Consider the following 20,385-nt stretch of genomic DNA (forward strand, 5'->3'; position numbering starts at 1 on the left):
TGTGTCAATTTATCGTGTGCAGCAGGGGTTATAGTGAGAGAGTCAGTAAAACACCGTTTAATTGGGGCCGCAGTTTTGGCTGCTATTGCTGTCTTATTCCTGCCCAGCTTTTTTAAAGATCGCCAGCAATTTCAGGTGGATACTAATTCGCAAATTCCCGGTCGCCCCAGTATCACCGCGGTTGATTTCAACGAGCCAGAGCAGCCAGAGGGCATAGAGCCTGCACCGGCACCGGAAACTATGTTCGTACCGGATGAAGCTGAACCGCTGGCATCAGAAACTTTGCCTAAAGAAACCAAAAGCGCTATCTCCATGAGCAGCTCTTCAGGCAAAGCATCCTCTCTGGGTAATTCTTTTTCATCGGTAAGTATTTCCCAGACTGTTTCCAGCGAAGTGGCGACACATATTTTGCCTGAGGGGTGGGTCATCCAGGTCGCTAGTTTAAGTGTTCAGGATGGAGCGAATAAGCTCCGCGATCAATTGCAGTCTGAAGGCCATAGAGCTTATGTCAGGTCAGTGCCCTTGGGTGAGAAGACAGTTTACCGAGTGTTTATTGGTCCCAAGCAAACAAAAGCGGAAGCCATGACCCTTAAAACACAACTGGATGCCCGTTTAAAAGTTAATTCCAGCGTTTTACCCTTCAAACCTTAAAGCAATTTTTAGCATACCTCTGGTAGAATGCGCGCCTCTGTAAATCACTCATTGCTGAAATGGGAGCAGGCGAGTTTATGAACTGGGCTGATTGGGCCATTATCGCAATTTTCTCGCTCTCCTGTTTGATTGGCATTATCCGGGGATTTGTTCGTGAAGCCCTGTCCTTAGTTATCTGGGTAGCTGCAGTAATAATCGCCAAATTGTTTGGCGAGCAATTCGCTGCGCTCTTGGTAAATCAAATTGAATCGCCATCTCTTCGTTTGATGACGTCTTACGCAGTATTGTTTGTTGCCGTTTTATTGCTCGGTGCTATGGCAAGTTACCTGATTGGTGCATTGGTACGTGCTACGGGACTATCGGGTACCGATCGTCTGCTTGGTATGGTTTTCGGCGCTGCCCGGGCATTTATTATTGTGATGGCGCTATTGATTTTGTTACCAGGTTTCCTGCCAGTTGACCAGGATCAATGGTGGCATGAAGCGCAACTGATCCCCCATTTTTTAGCCTGTGAAGACTGGGTAGTCGCGGCTTATAAAGAAACCAGTGAATGGTTGATGACGTTGTTCGGTAGCGTTGAGTCACCCGAAAAAGTTTAATTTTGTTTAATTGTTATTGAGGCAATTTTATGTGCGGCATTGTAGGTATTGTGGGTAAACGCGATGTGAATGTGCAGCTTTACGATGCGTTGACTATCTTGCAGCACCGTGGTCAGGACGCCGCCGGTATGGTCACCTGTCAGGATGGCCGGATGAGCCAACAAAAAGCCAATGGCTTGGTGCAGGACGTATTCCGCACCCGTCACATGCAGCGTCTGCTTGGCAACATGGGCATTGGGCATGTGCGCTACCCCACAGCAGGCAGCTCAGGCCCCGCGCTGGCGCAGCCATTCTATGTGAACTCGCCCTACGGTATTGCGCTCGCACACAATGGCAACCTCACTAATGCTGACAAATTAAGTGAAGATATTTTTAAAACTGATTTGCGTCACGTAAACACTGACTCAGATTCTGAAGTGCTGCTCAACGTGTTTGCCCATGAACTGCAAGTGCAAGGCAAGTTAAACCCGACTGCCGACGATATGTTTGCCGCAGTTGCCGGCGTGCATAACCGTGTTACCGGCGGCTATGCGGTGGTGGCATTAATTGCCAACTATGGTCTGATTGCGTTCCGCGACCCCAACGGCATTCGTCCTTTGGTTTACGGCAAGCGCGAAGCGGAAGAGGGCGGTCTGGAGTACATGGTGGCATCTGAGAGCGTTGCTCTGGATGTATTGGGTTTTGAATTAATTGGCGATGTCGCGCCGGGCGAGGCTATCTACATCACCGAAGAAGGTGAATTGCATCGCCGCCAGTGCGCTAAAGAAACGCGTCTAACCCCCTGCATTTTTGAGCATGTTTATTTTGCTCGCCCTGATTCCATCATGGATGGCATTTCGGTTTACAAAGCGCGTTTGCGCCAGGGTGAAAAACTCGCTGAAAAAATTCTGCGTGAACGCCCGGATCATGACATTGATGTGGTTATCCCCATTCCTGACACCAGCCGTGTTGCAGGTCAAGCACTGGCGCAGAAATTGGGCGTTAAGTTCCGCGAAGGCTTGGTTAAGAATCGTTACATTGGCCGTACCTTTATCATGCCAGGCCAACAGCAGCGCAAAAAATCGGTGCGCCAAAAGCTAAACCCCATCGAGCTGGAATTTAAAGGTAAAAACGTGCTCTTGGTGGACGACTCCATAGTGCGCGGCACCACCTGCCAGCAAATTATTCAAATGGCGCGCGATGTAGGGGCTAAAAAAGTGTATTTCGCCTCGGCGGCACCAGCGGTGAAGTACCCTAACGTTTACGGTATTGATATGCCCACGACGGCTGAGCTGATCGCACATGGCCACAGCGATGAAGAAGTGTGCCGCGAAATTGGTGCCGACTGGTTGATTTACCAAGATTTGGACGATTTGATTGCGGCATCCACCGAAGGTAATAGTCAGGTCACCGCCTTTGATTGCTCGGTCTTTACCGGCGAGTACTGTGCGGGCGATGTCACACCGGAATATTTGGAAAAAGTGGCTGCAGCGCGCAACGACAGCGCCAAATCCGGCAAAAAAGTAAAACAAATGGAATTGCCGATTGGTTTACACAACGGAGCCGCACGCGGCTGAGCGTTTGATTAGGAGCTGAGATGGATAACCTGGACGATCAATTAGCTGGCGACCCGCTGCTCGGTGTCGCACTGGATACACTCGCGATTCGCGCTGGCCAAACACGCTCCCACGAAGGTGAGCACAGCGAAGCCCTGTACCTTACTTCAAGTTATGTGTTTGGTAGCGCGCAAGAAGCTGCCGAGCGATTCTCGGGCGCGCAACCCGGCAATGTTTATTCTCGCTACACCAACCCAACGGTGCGCATGTTTGAAGAGCGTATCGCTGCGCTAGAGGGTGCAGAGGCAGCGGTGGGAACTTCATCGGGCATGGCGGCGATTTTAGCCACCTGTATTGCGCTGTTAAAATCTGGCGATCACATCCTCTGCTCGCGCAGTGTTTTTGGCACTACCACGGTAATGTTTACCAAGTACCTGCAAAAATTTGGTGTCACCACCAGCTTTGTAAACCCCACCAACTATGCAGAGTGGGAAGCGGGCTTTACGCCCAATACCAAGCTGGTATTTGTAGAAACCCCCTCCAACCCGCTGTGCGATGTTGTAGACATGCAGCGATTGGCAGACATGACTCACGCGCATGGTGCGCTGCTGGTAGTGGACAACTGTTTCTGCACACCTGCCTTGCAGCAGCCGCTCAAGTTCGGCGCCGATTTAATTATCCATTCAGCTACTAAATATATCGACGGCCAAGGCCGCTGTTTGGGTGGCGTGGTTGCCGGTGCAAAAGCATTGGTAGATGAAGTGCTGGGTTTTATCCGCAGCGCTGGCCCCAGCATGAGCCCGTTTAATGCCTGGGTTTTTCTTAAGGGCTTGGAAACCCTGCGTTTGCGTATGGAGGCTCACTCACGCAATGCGCTGGAATTGGCGCAATGGCTCGATGCTCACCCGCGCGTGGAAAAGGTCTTTTATGCCGGTTTGCCCAGTCATGTTGGTCATGATCTCGCGGTAAAACAGCAATCGGCTTTTGGCGGAGTGTTGTCGTTCAGCGTTAAAGGTGGACGTGAAGAGGCGTGGCAAGTTATAGATGCGACGCGCATCATGTCGCTGACTGCCAACCTGGGCGACACCAAAACCACCATAGTGCACCCGGCAACAACGACTCACGGACGTTTGACATCCGAGCAAAAAGCCGAGGCTGGCATTACCGAAAACCTGATTCGGATCGCGGTTGGCCTGGAAGATATTGGCGATTTAAAAGCCGACCTTGTGCGTGGTTTAGGCAGTTATTAAGCCTTTGACGAAACAAGGCTCAAAAAAAGTTGTTTGGGTCTTGTCCTTGGGATTTCAGCTTGGTAAAGTGCGCGCCCTGTGACCCGAAAGGGATTGCGTTTTAGGACTATAGCTCAGTTGGTTAGAGCACCACCTTGACATGGTGGGGGTCAGCAGTTCGAGTCTGCTTAGTCCTACCAATTTTAAAAGCCGCTTATTTAAGCGGCTTTTTTATTGTCTGTTACTTTTGCTGTTTTGTAGTTTTTCTCTCGCTGTTGCCTCCGCTGTGTTGTATCCGCTAGTCACCTCCACTTGAATTTCTGCTTGATTGCCCCATTTAGAACCCACTGCTATCGCTCTGATGGCTTTTCATTTCACTTATTTGTGCATTTGACTCAGGAGTTAAACATGACCGTTGATGCCCGCAAAGAAACTCGTGGCTTTCAAACCGAAGCCAAGCAGTTACTGCATTTAATGATCCATTCTTTGTATTCCAATAAGGAAATTTTCCTGCGCGAATTAGTCTCTAACGCATCCGATGCGGCGGATAAGTTGCGTTTTGAAGCGGTTTCTAATGGCGATCTTTACGAAGGTGACGCTGAACTGAAAATCCGTATCAGTTTTGATAAAGAGGCCAAAACTCTCACCATCAGCGATAACGGCATAGGTATGTCACGCGATGAAGTGATTGAAAACCTGGGTACTATTGCCAAATCCGGCACTGCCCAATTTATGCAAAAACTCTCCGGCGACCAGAAAAAAGACGCGCAATTAATCGGCCAGTTTGGCGTTGGTTTTTATTCTGCTTTTATCGTTGCAGACAAAGTGGTTGTTACCACCCGTCGTGCCGGTGCGCCGGTTAATGAAGCGGTGCGCTGGGAATGTTCTGGCGATGCCGAGTTCACCGTTGAGTCAGTGGAAAAGCAAGGCCGCGGCATGACCGTGGAGCTGCACTTAAAAGATGACGCACTGGAATTTGCTGACCACTGGCGCTTGCGTTCCATCATCAAAAAATATTCCGATCACATTGCCATTCCGGTGGTGATGCAAAAACAAACAGCTGCTGGTGAAGATGCCGCTGAACCTGAAGATGAAGTCATCAACACCGCCACAGCGCTCTGGACACGTTCACGCTCTGATGTGACTGATGAAGAATATAAAGAGTTTTACAAGCACGTCAGCCATGACTTCACCGATCCATTAAGTTGGAGCCACAACCGTGTAGAAGGTAATTTGGATTACACCAGCTTGCTCTACATTCCCGCGCGTGCGCCCTTTGATTTGTACAATCGCGATGCATCGCGCGGTGTGAAGTTATATGTCCAGCGTACTTTTATTATGGATGACGCCGAGCAGTTCCTGCCGCTCTATTTGCGTTTTATCAAAGGGGTAGTGGACTCAAACGATTTGAGTTTGAACGTATCGCGCGAAATTTTGCAAAAAGATCCCAACATCGACTCTATGCGTTCCGCACTCACCAAACGCGTGTTGGATATGCTGAGCAAAATGGCCAAGAGCGAGCCAGAAAATTACGCCAGCTTCTGGAAAGAATTTGGTCAGGTGATGAAAGAAGGCCCGGCAGAAGATTTTGCCAACCGCGAAAAAATCGCCAAATTGCTGCGTTTTGCCTCTACCCATACTGGCAGTGCCGAACAGAATCAATCGCTGGATGATTATGTGGCGCGCATGAAAGACGGTCAGGAAAAAATTTATTACATTGCTGCCGAAAACTTTAATACCGCAAAAAACAGCCCGCACTTGGAAGTGTTCCGCAAAAAAGGCATTGAGGTTTTACTCCTTTCTGACCGTGTGGACGAATGGCTGATGAGCCACTTGCAAGAGTTTGAAGGTAAACAGTTCCAGGATGTGGGTAAAGGCGAACTGGACCTAGGCAAGTTGGATAGCGAAGAGGAAAAGCAAGCGCAGGAAAAAGTGGCCGAACAATTAAAGCCGCTGCTGGAGCGTGTGAAAACTGCCTTGAGTGAGCAGGTATCGGAAGTGCGTATCACCCATCGTTTAACTGACTCACCTGCGTGTGTGGTGGTTGGTCAATTCGATATGGGCGCACAAATGCGTCGCCTGCTGGAGTCAGCAGGGCAAAAGGTTCCAGAATCCAAGCCAATTTTTGAACTCAACCCCGAGCATCCGCTGGTGAAAAAATTGGAGGCCGAAGCTAACGAGGAGCGCTTTGGCGATTTGGCGCATATTCTGTTTGATCAAGCAAATTTGGCAGAAGGTGCGCAGCTGAATGACCCAGCAGCCTATGTGCAGCGCTTGAATAAATTGCTGTTGGAGTTAAGCCACTAAACGGCTTTTCCACCTAAGTGCTAGCAATGCTGTGATTAAAAATGACCTTGTCTATAATCGGACAAGGTCATTTTTTTATGACCTCAACTTATTTAATATCTCACAAGCGAGCCAGTTATGGATTACAAAAATATTGTACTGCCGGCAAAAAAATCTATTGCTCTTGTGGCCCATGACAATAAAAAGCAAGATTTATTGGCATGGTGTAAGCAGCATCAAGAACAGCTCATGGCGCACACACTCTGCGCAACTGGCACTACCGGCAGTTTAATTGCCACTGAAACCGGGCTACCGGTGAATAAATTAATTTCCGGCCCGCTGGGTGGCGATCAGCAAATTGGTGCGCTGATTACCGAAGGCAAGGTGGATATGCTGATCTTTTTCTGGGATCCGTTTGAGCCAATGCCCCATGACCCCGATGTAAAGGCTTTATTACGCATTGCAGCGGTCTGGAATATTCCTGTGGCCTGTAATCAAAGTTCGGCCGATTTTATTATTAGTTCACCGTTGTTCTGCAGTGTATCAACGCACTTGGTGCCGGATTACGATGCCTATATAACCAATCGTTCGAAAACTCAGCAATAAAAATACTCCTTCTTATTACAAACATTTGTTAATATCTGTTAACTCCAGGTTTTTGGTTCTAATCATTGGTGCCAAATGCCGGGTTGTTTTGGATAACCGCGGGCTTAAGCTGGCGATCATTGGATGAAGCAAACCGAGCAAATAACAATAAGCATCAAGGCTTTAGAGGTGTTTCATATGTCTGAACGTGAAATTGGTACTGTAAAGTGGTTTAACAACGTGCGTGGGTATGGGTTTATTACTCGCGGAGAAGGAGGGGAGGATATTTTTGTTCATTACAGAAATATCCGTGCCGATGGCTACCGTTCCCTGGCTGAAGGCCAGAGTGTTGAATTTCAATTACAGCAGGGAGATAAAGGCTTGCAAGCAGAAGATGTAGTGTTGCTGCTAAGTTAGCTAAGTAATTGAGATCTATTGTGCCCATAAAAACACCAGCTCCGGCTGGTGTTTTTGTTTCTACAGCATCCTGGGCGTCATTGGACGGCGGGAGTTGCACCGGGGTAGGGTGTTATTTGGATAATAAGGCCAATCACGGGGTGATCAATATAATGAAGTTCGCTACTGCGCATGTCCCTGCTTTGTTGCAATAAAATAATTTGACGCGTCAGATAACTATTGTTCGCACTCGCCTCATCACCAGCTTCGGCAATAGATTCGCCCCATTGCTGATTTTCTATTGCCAGTGCTTGGTCCAGTTCCAGTGAAGAGTCTAGAGACAGGCCCGCAATGGGCGTCGCCAAATAATTTGGCTGCTTGGGTAGCTCAGGCCATTGTCGGGTTTGTTCTTGCCCGACATTTAAATCGAATTGGGAGTACCACAAATTAGTTTGCAGTTTGAGATAGGTTGCTACGCTTAAGCGAATGCTACCTTCGAGTTCCTGGTGTTGTCCAAATTGTTGCCCACCTTGAATCAAAATAGATTTGGCCATTTTTTCGGTGGTGATAATTTGTCGCCAAGCGTTATGAAATAACACTTGAAAGCGTGGGTTTCGCTCCAGCTTCTGCGCTTGGGCGTTAAGTTGACGCTCACTGACTGACAGGCGATAAAAAGCCTCCTTGGTGAGATCGGGAGCGTTAGTTTCAGTATCGCTTATCTCTTTTAATTCAACCCAGTCTGCCGGATAGCGCAACTTGATATTATTTGGCCAGTGCTCCTGGCTGGTATCGTTTTTACGGGCGAATACGATCAATTCAACCTGATACCAGCCTTCATGATTTGATGGTTTTGATTGTGCATAACTCGGTGCAGTATAAAATGTGCCTACAGCGAGAGTTATAAACCCGATACTGAATATTTGTTGTAATAATCGATAAACCATAAATTAAATCCACTGATAGCAAAAAGAGTTTTGTTATTTATCGGTACCTAGATGATTGAGCAAATCCATCACGGTTTGAATGCGTTTTTCGGTTGATTCGAGGTCCATGGTAAATTTTAGCTGATTGGCGCCTTCCAACTTATAGATGCGTGGTTGGCTTTGTACCAGCTTCACAATTTTTAGTGGATCGACTCGCGTATCGCTGGAAAACTCGATTTTTCCTCCGCGCGCATTGGCTTCAAGTTTGGCGATGCCAATATTTTCAGCCATGATTTTGATTTGGGTGACGCGGAACAGGTTTTTGGTTTGCTCCGGCAATAACCCGAATCGATCAATCATTTCCACTTGTAAATCGCGCAATCCATCTTCGTTTTCTGCACTGGCCAGACGTTTATACATGACCAGGCGGCTATGCACATCCGGCAAATAGTCTGCAGGTATTAATGCAGGAATTCGCAAATTAATATCAATCGCTTCGCTAAGGGATTTTTCCAAGTCTGCCTGCTTGCCTTGACGAATCGCTTTTACGGCGCGATCCAGCATATCCATATAAAGCGAGAAACCAATGGTTTGGATTTGGCCGCTTTGTTCGTCGCCAAGTAGCTCACCCGCGCCGCGAATTTCCATGTCGTAGGTAGCCAGTGTAAAACCTGCGCCCAAGTCTTCGGCCGCACTAATTGCCTCCAGACGCTTTTGTGCATCATCAGTCATTGAACGACGATCAGGGGTCAGTAAATAAGCGTAGGCTTGATGGTGTGAGCGGCCAACACGACCGCGCAATTGATGCAGTTGCGCCAAGCCAAATTTATCAGCACGATTGATAATAATGGTATTGGCGCTGGGAATGTCGATTCCGGTTTCAATAATTGTGGTGCACACCATTATATTGAAGCGCTTATGATAGAAATCAGACATCACTCGTTCCAGGTCGCGTTCACGCATTTGTCCGTGGCCGATACCAATGCGCGCTTCCGGAATAAGCTCTTGTATATCGCGCGCGACTTTTTCAATAGTGTCTACTTCATTGTGTAAATAATAAACCTGGCCGCCGCGCAAAATTTCCCGCAAGATGGCTTCTTTGATAACAGCTTCATCATAGGTGCGAACAAAGGTTTTTACCGACAGCCGACGTGCGGGGGGTGTAGCGATGATAGAGAGATCACGAATGCCAGCCATAGACATATTGAGTGTCCGGGGGATTGGTGTGGCGGTCAGTGTGAGAATGTCGATTTCAGAGCGCAGGGCTTTAATCTGATCTTTTTGCCGCACACCAAAGCGATGTTCTTCATCAATGATCAGTAAACCAAGATTTTTAAATTTAATATCGGGCGATAACAGTTTGTGTGTACCAACCACAATATCTACCTTGCCCTCGGCAATACGCTCAAGAACTTGATTGACTTCTTTGGTAGTGCGGAAGCGCGATAGTACTTCTACAGTAATCGGCCAATCGGCAAAACGATCCTTGAGCGATTCGTAATGCTGTTGTGCGAGCAGGGTAGTTGGTGCCAGTATGGCCACTTGCTTGCCGCCGTGACTGGCAATAAATGCCGCGCGCATAGCCACTTCTGTTTTGCCAAAACCAACATCACCGCAAACTAAACGATCCATGGGTTTGTTGGAGAGCATATCTTGTATCACTGCTTCAATAGCGCGTTGTTGGTCTGCCGTTTCTTCAAAGGGAAAACTTGCCGCAAACGCTTCGTATGCTGTTTTCGGGTCTGGAAATGCAAAACCTTTGCGTGCGGCGCGGCGGGCATAAACTTCCAATAATTCAGCAGCAGTATCACGAATTTGCTCTGCTGCTTTGCGGCGTGCTTTTTGCCAGGATTCGCTGCCTAATTTGTGAAGCGGCGCTAAGTCATCATCCGCGCCGCTGTAACGGCTAATCAAATGCAGGCTGGTAACAGGCACATAGAGCTTTGCTTCATCGGCATACTCCAGCGTCAAAAATTCATTGGTTTGGTTATCTATGGTGATAGTTTCAAGACCGCGATAACGGCCCACGCCATGATCTATGTGAACAACTGAGGCGCCAATTTTTAATTCGGTAAGATTTTTAACAACAAGGTCTGCATTATCCTGAGTTTGTTTGCGGCGACGCTGCTGTTGAATGCGCTCGCCAAATAGTTGTGCTTCTGAAATCAGCGCGATCTTGGGCTCGGTGAGCAAGAGACCCTGTTCAAGCGGCGCTATAGTAATCGCAAGTTTTTCCGGGTGATTTAAAAAATCGTTCCAGCTATCGAGCGAGTCCGGGCGTATACGAATTCGCCCCAATAATTCCAGCAGGGTTTCACGACGGCCAGCGGATTCGGCACAAAATAATACGCGGCCATCAAAATCCATTAAAAATGCTTGAAGAGCGGCCAGTGGGTTTTCTGCTTGCGCTCTAATAGGTAAAGCGGGCGTAGAATTAGAGGCAAAGTTGTAGTTGCCTGCTTTTTCTTCAAGAGCACCAGATTCTATGAATGTTCGCGAATATTTTTTAAGTTGACCAAAAAACTCGTCAATCGCCAAGTAAATAGTGCGCGGTTCCAGCAGTGGTCGAAGAGGGTCAACTCGACGACTCTCATAGCGGCGCAATAATTCCAGCCAAAAATTTTCAGCGGATTTTTCAATGTCACCTAATGCATAAACCACAGTATTGATGGGTAGGTAATCGAATAGCGTGCTACAGGCATCAAAGAAAAGTGGAAGGTAGTATTCAATGCCCGGTGGAGAAATTCCCGCACTTACGTCTTGAAATACCGGGCAGGCCTTGTGGTTGACATCAAAGCGTTCCAGCCATTGTTGTTTAAATAAATTAATGCCTTGTTTATTGAGCGGAAACTCTTTTGCAGGTAGTAGTTGAATTCTCTCAACTTTATCTACTGTCATTTGTGTTTCGGGGTCAAAGGTGCGCAGGCTTTCTATTTCGTCATCAAATAAATCGATGCGGTAGGGCATCTCGCTGCCCATGGGAAATATATCCATTAATGAGCCACGCACAGCAAATTCGCCGTGTTCGTATACTGTATCTACACAGTGATAACCTGCTCGCTCAAGATTTTGACGCAGTTCATTAGGGTCGAATTTTTCGCCCACAGATACCATCAAACTATTTCCGAGCAAGTAGGATTGAGGCATCAAGCGCTGTAAAAGAGTGGTCACGGGAACCACTAAGATGCCTTTTTTTAGATTGGGTAGCTTATAAAGTGTGCTCAGCCGCTCTGAGATTATGTCCTGATGGGGTGAAATATTATCGTAGGGTAAGGTTTCCCAGTCTGCCAAATGCAAAACCGGGAGTGGATCTGTGGAACCCTTGGCGAAAAAACTGAGCTCTGACTCCAAACGTATTGCCGTACTGGTGTCTGCTGTCACTACCAGGCTGAGTCCCTCAAAACCTTTTGCTGCATTAACTATGGTGAGTGCTTGCGCACTTCCGTGGAGTTGCCCCCAATATTGACGGTTGCCAGGTTTGTCTGAGATAGGTGGTTTGCTGGTTTGTTGATAAGTCATGACGCGCAATTGAGCCCAGGCTGAATAAAATTGCCGTGCATTTTACCTGCGTTTTATGAAAGTGAGTGGCGCGCAGCTTGTCGATTTTGGAAATAAACAGGTGCAGCCAGACTCACTCGGCTGTTTTTGATAATTATTGTTGTTTGCATTTATTTTTCAGTTGGCGGCTGCAGTATCGAATCGGAAGCAATAAAACCGCAATAAAAGCTGCGTCAAATTGATGCATGGCTATGGTGCTGGTAGGGAGGCGCGTTTATAATCCCGCTGATTTTCTTGGGCCATCTAAAACTTCACAAAAATCAATCTCTTGTGCATATCTTTGGGCTACTAACTAAGTTACTCAAGAGATGTCGTGAAAGTTCTTGGCTCAAATGCTCCGCTCGTTTATTTGTTGCGTATTGCTTGTTTGTTGCAAATAAGCTCGGAGTGCTCGCGGTTCAAGCGCCCATAAGTTGTGTCCGGTTCCCGCCAGGAAGTAACCGGTCTTCAATAGCTGGTTTAGGCTTGTTAACCGCATCCTCGCGGCCTGGTTATCCAGGTCTACATCCACACGAACGACTAGGCAGAGACGTATGATCAAGATTCGTCGAGGATTGGATTTGCCCATCACCGGCAGCCCCAATCAATCTATAGAGGATGGCCCGCAGGTTCGCCAAGTAGCTTTAATCGGGTTTGATTACCATGGTATGAAGCCCACTATGGCGGTACAGGTAGGAGATAAAGTCAAACTCGGTCAGGAGCTCTTTTCAGACAAGAAGACTCCCGGTGTTATCTACACATCACCAGCAGCAGGTACCGTTACCGCAATCAATCGCGGCGATCAGAGAGTATTTCACTCGATTGTGATTGATGTGGATGGTAGCGAAGCAGTTGAGTTCGCCAAATACCCAGTATCAGAGCTTGCAAACTTGTCCCGTGAAAGTGTGCAAAACAATCTGGTGCAATCAGGTCTTTGGACTGCATTACGCACTCGCCCATATAGTAAAGCTCCTGCATTAGACTCCAAGCCAAGCTCCATTTTTGTGCAGGCGATCGATACCAATCCTCTGGCTGCTGATCCTGCAGTTGTGATTGCGGCCAAGAAAGATGCTTTTGCCAATGGTTTGACCCTGATTGCACGTCTTACACAAGGTAAAGTCTTTGTTTGCCAGGCTCCTGGTGTTGAGTTACCGAAAGGCCAGGGCGCCAACATCACGGCTGAAACTTTTGCTGGTGTTCATCCAGCGGGCAACCCCGGTACCCATATTCACTTCCTTGATCCAGTCAATGCGCGTAAAACGGTATGGACTATTGGCTATCAGGACGTGATTGCTATCGGTGAATTGTTTGTGACCGGTCAATTGAATACTGAACGCGTTGTAGCGCTGGCTGGTCCACAGGTTGAACGCCCTCGCTTGATTCGCACTCGTTTGGGGGCTGATTTATCGGCGCTGGTCGAAGGGCAGCTAAAGTCAGGTGAGAATCGTGTAATTTCCGGTTCAGTATTTGGCGGTCGTCGTTCCCATGGCAGTTTGACGTTCTTAGGGCGCTTTCATACCCAAGTAAGCGTACTGTTGGAAGGTCGCGAGCGTGAAATGCTGCATTACTTGCGTGCGGGTACTAATAAGTTCTCGGTGATGGGTATTTATTTATCCAAGCTGTTTGGCGGTAAAAAGTTTGCTTTTACCACCTCAACCAATGGTTCAGAGCGTGCGATGGTGCCGGTAGGTTCTTACGAGAAGGTGATGCCTCTCGATATCCTGCCAACGCAACTGCTGCGCTCGCTGATTGTTGGTGATACTGAAACAGCACAAAAACTTGGCTGCCTTGAGTTGGACGAGGAAGATTTGGCGTTGTGCACCTTTGTGTGCCCCGGCAAGTACGAATACGGCCCGATCCTGCGCAATAACCTTACTCGCATCGAGCAGGAGGGCTAATTGATGAGTCTGAGACGTTTACTCGACAACATGGAGCCGCATTTCCACAAAGGCGGCAAATATGAAAAGTGGTACTCCCTCTATGAGGCTATTGACACCGGTTTGTTCAAGCCGGCAGACGTAACCAAATCCACTTCGCACGTTCGTGATGGTATCGACCTGAAGCGGATTATGATCACCGTCTGGTTGTGCGCATGGCCAGCTATGTTCTTTGGTATGTACAACGTAGGCTTGCAAGCCAATACCATCCTTGCCGCAACCGGTGCTACCGGGATTGACAACTGGCATGGCGCGCTTGCGGCTATGTTTGCTGGTCACAACCCTGACAGCATCTGGGATAACTTGGTGCTTGGTGCTGCTTACTTCCTGCCTATTTACGCCACGGTGTTTATCGTGGGTGGTTTTTGGGAGGTGCTGTTTGCTACTACCCGTGGCCATGAAGTAAATGAAGGTTTCTTTGTTACTTCTATTCTTTTCTCTTTGACTTGTCCTCCGGATTTGCCACTTTGGCAGGCTGCTCTTGGCATCAGTTTTGGTGTTGTTATTGGTAAAGAGGTATTTGGCGGCACTGGTAAAAACTTCCTCAATCCCGCACTGACTGGTCGCGCATTCCTGTTTTTTGCTTACCCTGCAGAAATGTCTGGTGATGCGGTCTGGACTGCGGTTGATGGTTACACCGGTGCGACAACTCTTTCTATTGCTGCACAACAGGGGATGGATGCTGTAGTCAACCATGTCAGTTGGTTTGATGCCTTTATTGGATTTGAACAGGGTTCAATTGGTGAAACCTCTGCGCTGGCTCTGATGATTGGTGGTGTTGCACTGTTAATTATGGGTATAGCTTCCACTCGTATTGTGGTGGGTGTGTTGATTGGTGCGACCTTGACTACCTTGCTTTATAACTGGGCTGGAGCAGACAGCAGTAACCCAATGTTCCAAATGCCATTCTGGTGGCACTTTGTTATCGGTGGGTTTGCTTTTGGTCTCTTCTTCATGGCAACTGACCCGGTATCTGCATCTATGACTGATGCAGGCAAATGGATTTATGGTGCATTGATCGGTTTCATGGTGATTACTATTCGTGTAGTCAACCCTGCATATCCTGAGGGCATGATGTTAGCAATCTTGTTTGCAAACATGTTTGCACCGACCATCGACTACTTCGTCGTTCAATCCAACATTAAGCGGAGACTGGCGCGTGGCTAACCAACAAACAGCAAAATATACCATCACAGTCACATTGATTATGTGTTTGGTGGCATCCGTATTAGTGGCAGGTTCTGCGGTTCTTTTAAAGCCCGCACAAGCTGCAAACAAAGCCTTGGATTTTAAAACTAACGTTTTGAAAATTGCCGGCATTTATGATTCGTCATTATCAGTTGATGCCCAGTTTGAAAAGGTGGATGTAAAAATCATCGATCTGCAAACGGGCAAATTTACTGACGCGGTTGCGGATGTCGACAAATTTGATCAAACAGCTTCCGCTAAAAAGCCTGAGTTGTCTGACAAGCTAGCTCCTGAGGTTGATATAGCCAAAATCATTCGTCGTGAAAAATACGCGAAAGTGTTTCTGGTGAATGATGAAAGCGGCAATCTTTCCAAAGTGATTCTTCCTGTTCGTGGTTACGGCCTCTGGTCAACTATGTCTGGTTTTGTTGCACTGGATAAAGACCTTAACACTGTTCTCGGATTCGGTTTCTATGATCAAAAAGAAACTCCAGGCCTGGGTGGTGAAGTTGATAATCCGAAGTGGAAACAATTGTGGATTGGCAAGAAAATCTACTCCGAATCCGGTGAGGTTTTAGTCAGTGTAGTTAAAGGCCATGTAGATGAATCAACACCAGATTCGGGCTACAAAGTAGATGGTTTGGCCGGTGCTACCTTGACCAGTGACGGTGTTAGCAAATTGATGAAATTCTGGATGGGCGATAACGGATTCAAGCCTTTCCTGACCAATCTGAAAAATGGAGAGGCCTAATCATGAGCGTTAAAGCAAAAGATCTCCTCATCAAACCCATTTTGGAAAATAACCCCGTTATTTTACAAATTCTGGGTATCTGTTCTGCGCTGGCGGTAACGTCCAGTGTGAAAGTGAGTTTGGTAATGGCGATAGGTTTGACTTTGGTGTCAGCTTTCTCCAACTTGTTTGTGTCTATGGTGCGCAATTACTTGCCAAGCAGCGTACGTATTATTGCGCAGATGATTATTATCTCTGCGTTGGTAATTGTTGTGGATCAGGTGCTGAAAGCTGTTGCTTACGATATCAGCAAGCAACTCTCGGTATTTGTTGGTTTGATTATTACCAACTGTATCGTCATGGGGCGTACAGAAGCATTTGCATTGAAGAACCCACCAGTCCCAAGTTTCCTTGATGGTATTGGTCATGGTCTTGGTTACTCAGCGTTGCTGATTGTTATTGCTACTTTCCGTGAGCTGCTGGGTGCTGGCAAGTGGTTTGGTATTCAAATCCTGCCAACCATATCAGAAGGCGGTTGGTACGTACCTAATGGTTTGCTTTTGCTGCCGCCAAGTGCGTTCTTTATCATTGGCATCATTATTTGGGCTATGCGTACCTGGAAGAAAAATCAGGTAGAGAAAGAGTCGTTCAAGATAGCGCCCAACTCTGTTAAAACGCAGGAGATCGCATAATGGAACATTTATTAAGTCTGTTTGTGCGCTCGGTTTTTATCGAGAACATGGCATTAGCTTTCTTTTTGGGTATGTGTTCATTTCTGGCGATGTCCAAGAAAATTAACGCAGCCATCGGTTTAGGCATTGCCGTTATTGTGGTGCAAACCGTTACCGTTCCTGCTAACAATCTGATTTTGACTTATTTGTTAAAAGAAGATGCCTTGGCGTGGGCTGGCGTTACCGGTGTTGATCTCACTTTCCTTAGCTTCATTTCATTCATCGGTGTAATTGCCGCGATCGTACAAATCATGGAAATGGTCATGGATAAGTTTATGCCTGCGCTGTACAACGCGCTCGGTGTGTTCTTGCCATTGATCACAGTGAACTGTGTGATTATGGGTGGTTCTCTGTTTATGGTTGAGCGTGACTATCACTTTGTTGAAAGTGTGGTTTATGGTCTGGGCTCGGGCACAGGTTGGGCGATTGCGATTGTCCTGCTTGCCGGTATTCTCGAAAAAATGAAATATTCCGACGTACCCGAAGGCCTGCGTGGCTTGGGTATTACCTTTATCACCGTGGGATTGATGTCATTAGGCTTTATGTCTTTTGGCGGCATTTCTCTCTAAGCGAGACGAGGAATAAAATTCAATGAATATCGAGATTGTATTAGGTGTAGTCATGTTCACCGCAATCGTCATCGCGTTGGTGGTGGTGATTTTGGTGGCCAAGGCTAAGTTAGTTAATAGCGGTGATGTACAAATTCTCATCAATGATGAGAAAACCATCACTGTACCTGCAGGCGGCAAATTACTTCAAACACTGGCAGCCAATAATGTATTTTTGGCTTCTGCTTGTGGTGGCGGCGGTAGTTGTGCGCAATGTAAATGTGTGGTGAACGAAGGCGGCGGCTCTATCCTGCCAACTGAAGAACCGCATTTTAATCGTCGTGAACAAAATGAAGGCTGGCGTTTAAGTTGCCAGGTTCCGGTAAAGCAAAATATGAAGATTCATGTGCCGGAAGAGGTGTTTGGTGTTAAACAGTGGGTTACTACTGTTGAATCAAACCCCAACGTAGCTACCTTCATCAAAGAACTCACTTTGCGTTTACCTGAAGGTGAGAGCGTTGACTTCCGTGCAGGTGGTTATGTGCAGTTGGAGTGCCCTCCACATCACGTGAAGTTCTCTGATTTTGATATTGAGCCTGAATATCGTGGTGACTGGGAGCGCTTTGGTTTCTTTAACTTGGAGTCAAAGGTAACTGAACCAGTTATTCGCGCTTACTCAATGGCTAACTATCCTGAAGAAAAGGGTGTGGTTAAGTTCAATATTCGTATTGCTACGCCACCACCCAAGTCTCAAGGAATACCACCTGGTCAAATGTCTTCATTTGTTTTTAGTTTGAAGCCGGGTGATAAAGTAACTGTATACGGCCCCTTCGGTGAGTTTTTTGCGAAGGATACCAAAGCCGAAATGGTATTCATTGGTGGCGGTGCGGGTATGGCGCCAATGCGCTCTCACATTTTCGATCAGCTGCGTCGCTTGAAGACTGATCGTAAAATGTCTTTCTGGTACGGTGCACGCTCTCTGCGTGAGCTGTTCTACAAAGAAGATTACGATATGCTGCAAGCCGAAAACCCTAATTTCAAATGGCATGTGGCTCTCTCGGATCCACAACCTGAAGATAACTGGACGGGTTTAACCGGGTTTATTCACAATGTTCTCTACGAGAACTACTTGAAAGATCACCCGGCGCCAGAAGATTGTGAGTTTTACATGTGTGGCCCACCGATGATGAATGCCGCCGTGATTAAAATGTTGAAAAGTCTTGGTGTAGAAGACGACAATATCTTACTAGACGACTTCGGCGGTTAATGAAAAGGAAAACGAGGCAGGGAAACCCGCCTCGTTTTTTTTTAAACAATAGTTCATTTGCTTTTTAGAAAAAGCAGTAAAGCCTGGAGGTTCATCATGGCTGTACTTGTGGTTACATTAATAGTGATGTTATTCGTTGCGTTTGCCTTGTCCATCAGTGTTCTGGCTGGCCGTAAACCGGTATCTGGTTCTTGTGGTGGTGTGGGAAAAGCGCTGGGCGATCCTAATTATGTGTGTGAACTCTGCGGTGGCGATGAGGCTAAGTGTGCAGAGGAAAAAGCTAAACCTACCCGTAGTGAATTGAAGGCAGATGAGCTTTCATATGACGCGAGTAAGAAAAAGGAATAAATATTGCTGGATCTGGCAAGTCCATGCATATCAGTGGGTTAATCGGTTAAGGGGAATAAATTGACTGGTCGTAAAAAATCGGCAGATCATAGCTATGATCTTTTGGTAATCGGTTCCGGTCCTGCAGGAGAAAGTGCTGCTATAGCAGCCGCCAAAGCAGGTAAGCGTGTCGGTGTGGTTGAAAATAGGGCACTTGTAGGTGGGGGCTGCGCTCACAAGGGAACCATTCCATCCAAATCTTTGCGTCATGTTGTAAAGCAAATTATCCAATTTAAAGCCAACAGCCTGTTTCGTGAAATTGGCGATAGCCGTCGACTAACATTTCCCCGTGTATTGCAATCCGCTGCAAAAGTTATCCCTAAACAAGTGGAGTTGCATACCAATTTTTATGTGCGCAACAGAGTTACTGTGCACATGGGCGAGGCATCATTCCACGATAAAAATACCGTGAATTTGGCCATGCTGGATGGCGGTATAGAAACGATTTATGCCGACAAAATTGTTATAGCCACCGGGTCGCGCCCCTATCGCCCGGCCGATGTTGATTTCAACCATCCGCGCATTTATGACAGCGATACGATTCTGGAAATGCAGCATACTCCGCGCCACATTATTATTTATGGAGCTGGTGTGATCGGTTGCGAGTATGCCTCTATTTTTTCCGGGTTAGGCATGCGTGTTGATCTGATCAACAATCGCGAGCGACTATTGTCATTTTTGGATGATGAGATATCCGATGCTTTGAGCTACCACTTGCGCGATAGCGGCGTCACTGTTCGCCACGGGGAAGAATATGAAGCGATAGAGGCAAGCGACAGCAGTGTCACTCTGTTTCTGCAGTCGGGTAAACGTTTAAAAGCCGATGCCATTCTTTGGTGTAATGGGCGCAGTGGTAATACCGACCAATTAAATTTGGCAGCAATTGGTTTGGAGGCTGATCATCGCGGTAATTTAAAAGTGAATCATGAATATCGCACTCAGGTTGAAAATATCTATGCGGTGGGTGATGTGATTGGCTGGCCAAGTTTGGCAAGTTCTTCCTATGGGCAAGGGCGTGCAGTATCTGGTGGAATTTTTGGTGATGAGTGTCGGCCGGTGCAAGATGTCCCGACAGGTATTTATACACTTCCCGAAATTAGTTCTGTAGGTAAAACAGAGTCTGAACTAACTCAAGCTAAGGTGCCTTACGAAGTGGGGCGTGCTTTATTTAAAAACACCGCTCGCGGGCAGATCAGTGGTGAAGATGTAGGCATGTTAAAGCTGCTATTTCACGTTGATACTTTGGAAATATTGGGTGTGCATTGTTTTGGCGCTGAAGCGGCGGAGATTGTCCATATTGGACAAGCAATTATGACGCAAAAAGGCGAGGGCAATAACATTCATTACTTCCTCAATAATATTTTTAACTACCCAACCATGGCTGAGGCTTACCGGGTTGCTGCATTAGATGGCATCAACCGAATCAGTCGTCGCTAGGGGCGAGAAAATGAAAAATAAGGGCGCGTGATGCGCCCTTATTTTTTGGGATAATACCTATCGTATCTATTCCTTCAGGATGATTTCCTGATCCTTCTGAGGTTTGAAAATAGCGACCGAATGTATTACGTGTTCATGCTCAAAGTACACAATAAACTCCGCATATTTCCAACTGGAAATGGGCGGTTGGCCTTTGGCTGGAGTGGTTTCAAGCGGCTCTCCAAATATGGCTTGAACCTTGGTTTTGTTCATACCTTTTGACGGCATTTTTATTTCTTGAGCGGCAGTTTGTTGGCCTATGGGCACTTTGATCTGCTCTGCCTGTGTGACGGCCGCAACGCTAATACCGCTCGCTGCTAGTAGCCAAATAAATAGAGTCTGGCTGGTATTTTTCAGAGTGCCCATTCGTTTGCCTCGTA

18 protein-coding genes and 1 tRNA gene are annotated in these 20,385 nt (G+C 47.1%); 16 read left to right on the plus strand and 3 right to left on the minus strand.

Annotated features, from left to right (window positions below):
• Window positions 1–33: 33 nt before the first annotated feature.
• The 8 genes from ACFODX_RS15355 (at window position 34) to ACFODX_RS15390 (ending at window position 7,302) form a co-directional block, all read left to right on the plus strand.
• Complete coding sequence (locus ACFODX_RS15355; RefSeq protein WP_378120736.1) at window positions 34–651, plus strand: SPOR domain-containing protein; 618 nt, start codon at window positions 34–36, stop codon at window positions 649–651.
• 77 nt (window positions 652–728) lie between these two features.
• Window positions 729–1,250: a CvpA family protein gene (locus ACFODX_RS15360; protein ID WP_378120739.1), complete on the plus strand. Its 522-nt coding sequence runs from the start codon at window positions 729–731 to the stop codon at window positions 1,248–1,250.
• Window positions 1,251–1,279: 29 nt separating this feature from the next.
• Complete coding sequence (gene purF / locus ACFODX_RS15365; RefSeq protein WP_378120741.1) at window positions 1,280–2,806, plus strand: amidophosphoribosyltransferase; 1,527 nt, start codon at window positions 1,280–1,282, stop codon at window positions 2,804–2,806.
• A 20-nt stretch (window positions 2,807–2,826) separates the two neighbouring features.
• The gene (locus tag ACFODX_RS15370; protein ID WP_378120743.1) at window positions 2,827–4,035 is read left to right on the plus strand and encodes an O-succinylhomoserine sulfhydrylase; all 1,209 of its coding nucleotides are present in this window, start codon (window positions 2,827–2,829) and stop codon (window positions 4,033–4,035) included.
• Window positions 4,036–4,137: 102 nt separating this feature from the next.
• A tRNA-Val gene (locus ACFODX_RS15375) sits at window positions 4,138–4,214 on the plus strand.
• Between the two features lie 208 nt (window positions 4,215–4,422).
• A complete protein-coding gene (htpG, locus tag ACFODX_RS15380; protein ID WP_378120745.1) occupies window positions 4,423–6,321 on the plus strand; it encodes a molecular chaperone HtpG in 1,899 nt (632 codons plus the stop codon).
• Between the two features lie 117 nt (window positions 6,322–6,438).
• A complete protein-coding gene (locus ACFODX_RS15385) occupies window positions 6,439–6,906 on the plus strand; it encodes a methylglyoxal synthase (protein WP_378120747.1) in 468 nt (155 codons plus the stop codon).
• 177 nt (window positions 6,907–7,083) lie between these two features.
• Window positions 7,084–7,302, plus strand: coding sequence for a cold-shock protein (locus ACFODX_RS15390; protein ID WP_324258751.1), 219 nt, complete (start codon window positions 7,084–7,086; stop codon window positions 7,300–7,302).
• Between the two features lie 77 nt (window positions 7,303–7,379).
• On the opposite strand, the gene ACFODX_RS15395 is transcribed toward ACFODX_RS15390, so the two are convergent.
• Window positions 7,380–8,225, minus strand: a complete 846-nt coding sequence (locus ACFODX_RS15395; protein ID WP_378120750.1) for a CsiV family protein — start codon at window positions 8,223–8,225, stop codon at window positions 7,380–7,382.
• A 33-nt stretch (window positions 8,226–8,258) separates the two neighbouring features.
• Window positions 8,259–11,723 (minus strand): transcription-repair coupling factor, encoded by a 3,465-nt coding sequence (mfd, locus tag ACFODX_RS15400; RefSeq protein ID WP_378120752.1) that lies wholly within the window; start codon window positions 11,721–11,723, stop codon window positions 8,259–8,261.
• Between the two features lie 572 nt (window positions 11,724–12,295).
• Here mfd and ACFODX_RS15405 point away from each other — a divergent pair.
• From ACFODX_RS15405 to sthA, 8 genes are all read left to right on the plus strand, one after another.
• Window positions 12,296–13,639, plus strand: coding sequence for a Na(+)-translocating NADH-quinone reductase subunit A (locus tag ACFODX_RS15405; RefSeq protein ID WP_378120755.1), 1,344 nt, complete (start codon window positions 12,296–12,298; stop codon window positions 13,637–13,639).
• Between the two features lie 3 nt (window positions 13,640–13,642).
• Entirely contained in the window at window positions 13,643–14,845 is a 1,203-nt protein-coding gene (locus ACFODX_RS15410) for an NADH:ubiquinone reductase (Na(+)-transporting) subunit B (protein ID WP_378120757.1), read from the plus strand.
• Window positions 14,838–15,617: a Na(+)-translocating NADH-quinone reductase subunit C gene (locus tag ACFODX_RS15415; RefSeq protein WP_378120759.1), complete on the plus strand. Its 780-nt coding sequence runs from the start codon at window positions 14,838–14,840 to the stop codon at window positions 15,615–15,617. Before ACFODX_RS15410 ends, ACFODX_RS15415 begins: the two co-directional genes overlap by 8 nt.
• A 2-nt stretch (window positions 15,618–15,619) precedes the next feature.
• Entirely contained in the window at window positions 15,620–16,288 is a 669-nt protein-coding gene (locus ACFODX_RS15420) for an NADH:ubiquinone reductase (Na(+)-transporting) subunit D (RefSeq protein ID WP_378120762.1), read from the plus strand.
• Complete coding sequence (gene nqrE, locus ACFODX_RS15425; protein ID WP_078043125.1) at window positions 16,288–16,896, plus strand: NADH:ubiquinone reductase (Na(+)-transporting) subunit E; 609 nt, start codon at window positions 16,288–16,290, stop codon at window positions 16,894–16,896. The genes ACFODX_RS15420 and nqrE overlap by 1 nt, the downstream gene beginning before the upstream one ends.
• Before the next feature lie 22 nt (window positions 16,897–16,918).
• A complete protein-coding gene (nqrF, locus tag ACFODX_RS15430; protein ID WP_378120764.1) occupies window positions 16,919–18,142 on the plus strand; it encodes an NADH:ubiquinone reductase (Na(+)-transporting) subunit F in 1,224 nt (407 codons plus the stop codon).
• 96 nt (window positions 18,143–18,238) lie between these two features.
• Window positions 18,239–18,490: a (Na+)-NQR maturation NqrM gene (nqrM, locus tag ACFODX_RS15435; RefSeq protein ID WP_378120767.1), complete on the plus strand. Its 252-nt coding sequence runs from the start codon at window positions 18,239–18,241 to the stop codon at window positions 18,488–18,490.
• 60 nt (window positions 18,491–18,550) lie between these two features.
• On the plus strand, window positions 18,551–19,966 hold the full coding sequence (gene sthA / locus ACFODX_RS15440) for a Si-specific NAD(P)(+) transhydrogenase (RefSeq protein WP_378120769.1): 1,416 nt from the start codon (window positions 18,551–18,553) through the stop codon (window positions 19,964–19,966).
• Window positions 19,967–20,032: 66 nt separating this feature from the next.
• Here sthA and ACFODX_RS15445 read toward each other — a convergent pair whose 3' ends face one another.
• Window positions 20,033–20,371 (minus strand): hypothetical protein, encoded by a 339-nt coding sequence (locus tag ACFODX_RS15445; RefSeq protein ID WP_378120771.1) that lies wholly within the window; start codon window positions 20,369–20,371, stop codon window positions 20,033–20,035.
• Between the last annotated feature and the right edge of the window lie 14 nt (window positions 20,372–20,385).

The sequence above is a fragment of the Cellvibrio fontiphilus genome (genome assembly GCF_042646205.1).
GTDB lineage: Bacteria > Pseudomonadota > Gammaproteobacteria > Pseudomonadales > Cellvibrionaceae > Cellvibrio > Cellvibrio fontiphilus_A.

Coding starts and splice junctions, on each gene's coding strand:
- ACFODX_RS15405 (WP_378120755.1), top strand. CDS start 12,296: ATGATCAAGATTCGTCGAGGATTGGATTTGCCCATCACCGGCAGCCCC.
- nqrE (WP_078043125.1), top strand. CDS start 16,288: ATGGAACATTTATTAAGTCTGTTTGTGCGCTCGGTTTTTATCGAGAAC.
- ACFODX_RS15385 (WP_378120747.1), top strand. CDS start 6,439: ATGGATTACAAAAATATTGTACTGCCGGCAAAAAAATCTATTGCTCTT.
- ACFODX_RS15445 (WP_378120771.1), bottom strand. CDS start 20,371: ATGGGCACTCTGAAAAATACCAGCCAGACTCTATTTATTTGGCTACTA.
- ACFODX_RS15370 (WP_378120743.1), top strand. CDS start 2,827: ATGGATAACCTGGACGATCAATTAGCTGGCGACCCGCTGCTCGGTGTC.
- ACFODX_RS15395 (WP_378120750.1), bottom strand. CDS start 8,225: ATGGTTTATCGATTATTACAACAAATATTCAGTATCGGGTTTATAACT.
- ACFODX_RS15390 (WP_324258751.1), top strand. CDS start 7,084: ATGTCTGAACGTGAAATTGGTACTGTAAAGTGGTTTAACAACGTGCGT.
- ACFODX_RS15410 (WP_378120757.1), top strand. CDS start 13,643: ATGAGTCTGAGACGTTTACTCGACAACATGGAGCCGCATTTCCACAAA.
- mfd (WP_378120752.1), bottom strand. CDS start 11,723: ATGACTTATCAACAAACCAGCAAACCACCTATCTCAGACAAACCTGGC.
- ACFODX_RS15420 (WP_378120762.1), top strand. CDS start 15,620: ATGAGCGTTAAAGCAAAAGATCTCCTCATCAAACCCATTTTGGAAAAT.
- ACFODX_RS15360 (WP_378120739.1), top strand. CDS start 729: ATGAACTGGGCTGATTGGGCCATTATCGCAATTTTCTCGCTCTCCTGT.
- htpG (WP_378120745.1), top strand. CDS start 4,423: ATGACCGTTGATGCCCGCAAAGAAACTCGTGGCTTTCAAACCGAAGCC.
- purF (WP_378120741.1), top strand. CDS start 1,280: ATGTGCGGCATTGTAGGTATTGTGGGTAAACGCGATGTGAATGTGCAG.
- nqrF (WP_378120764.1), top strand. CDS start 16,919: ATGAATATCGAGATTGTATTAGGTGTAGTCATGTTCACCGCAATCGTC.
- nqrM (WP_378120767.1), top strand. CDS start 18,239: ATGGCTGTACTTGTGGTTACATTAATAGTGATGTTATTCGTTGCGTTT.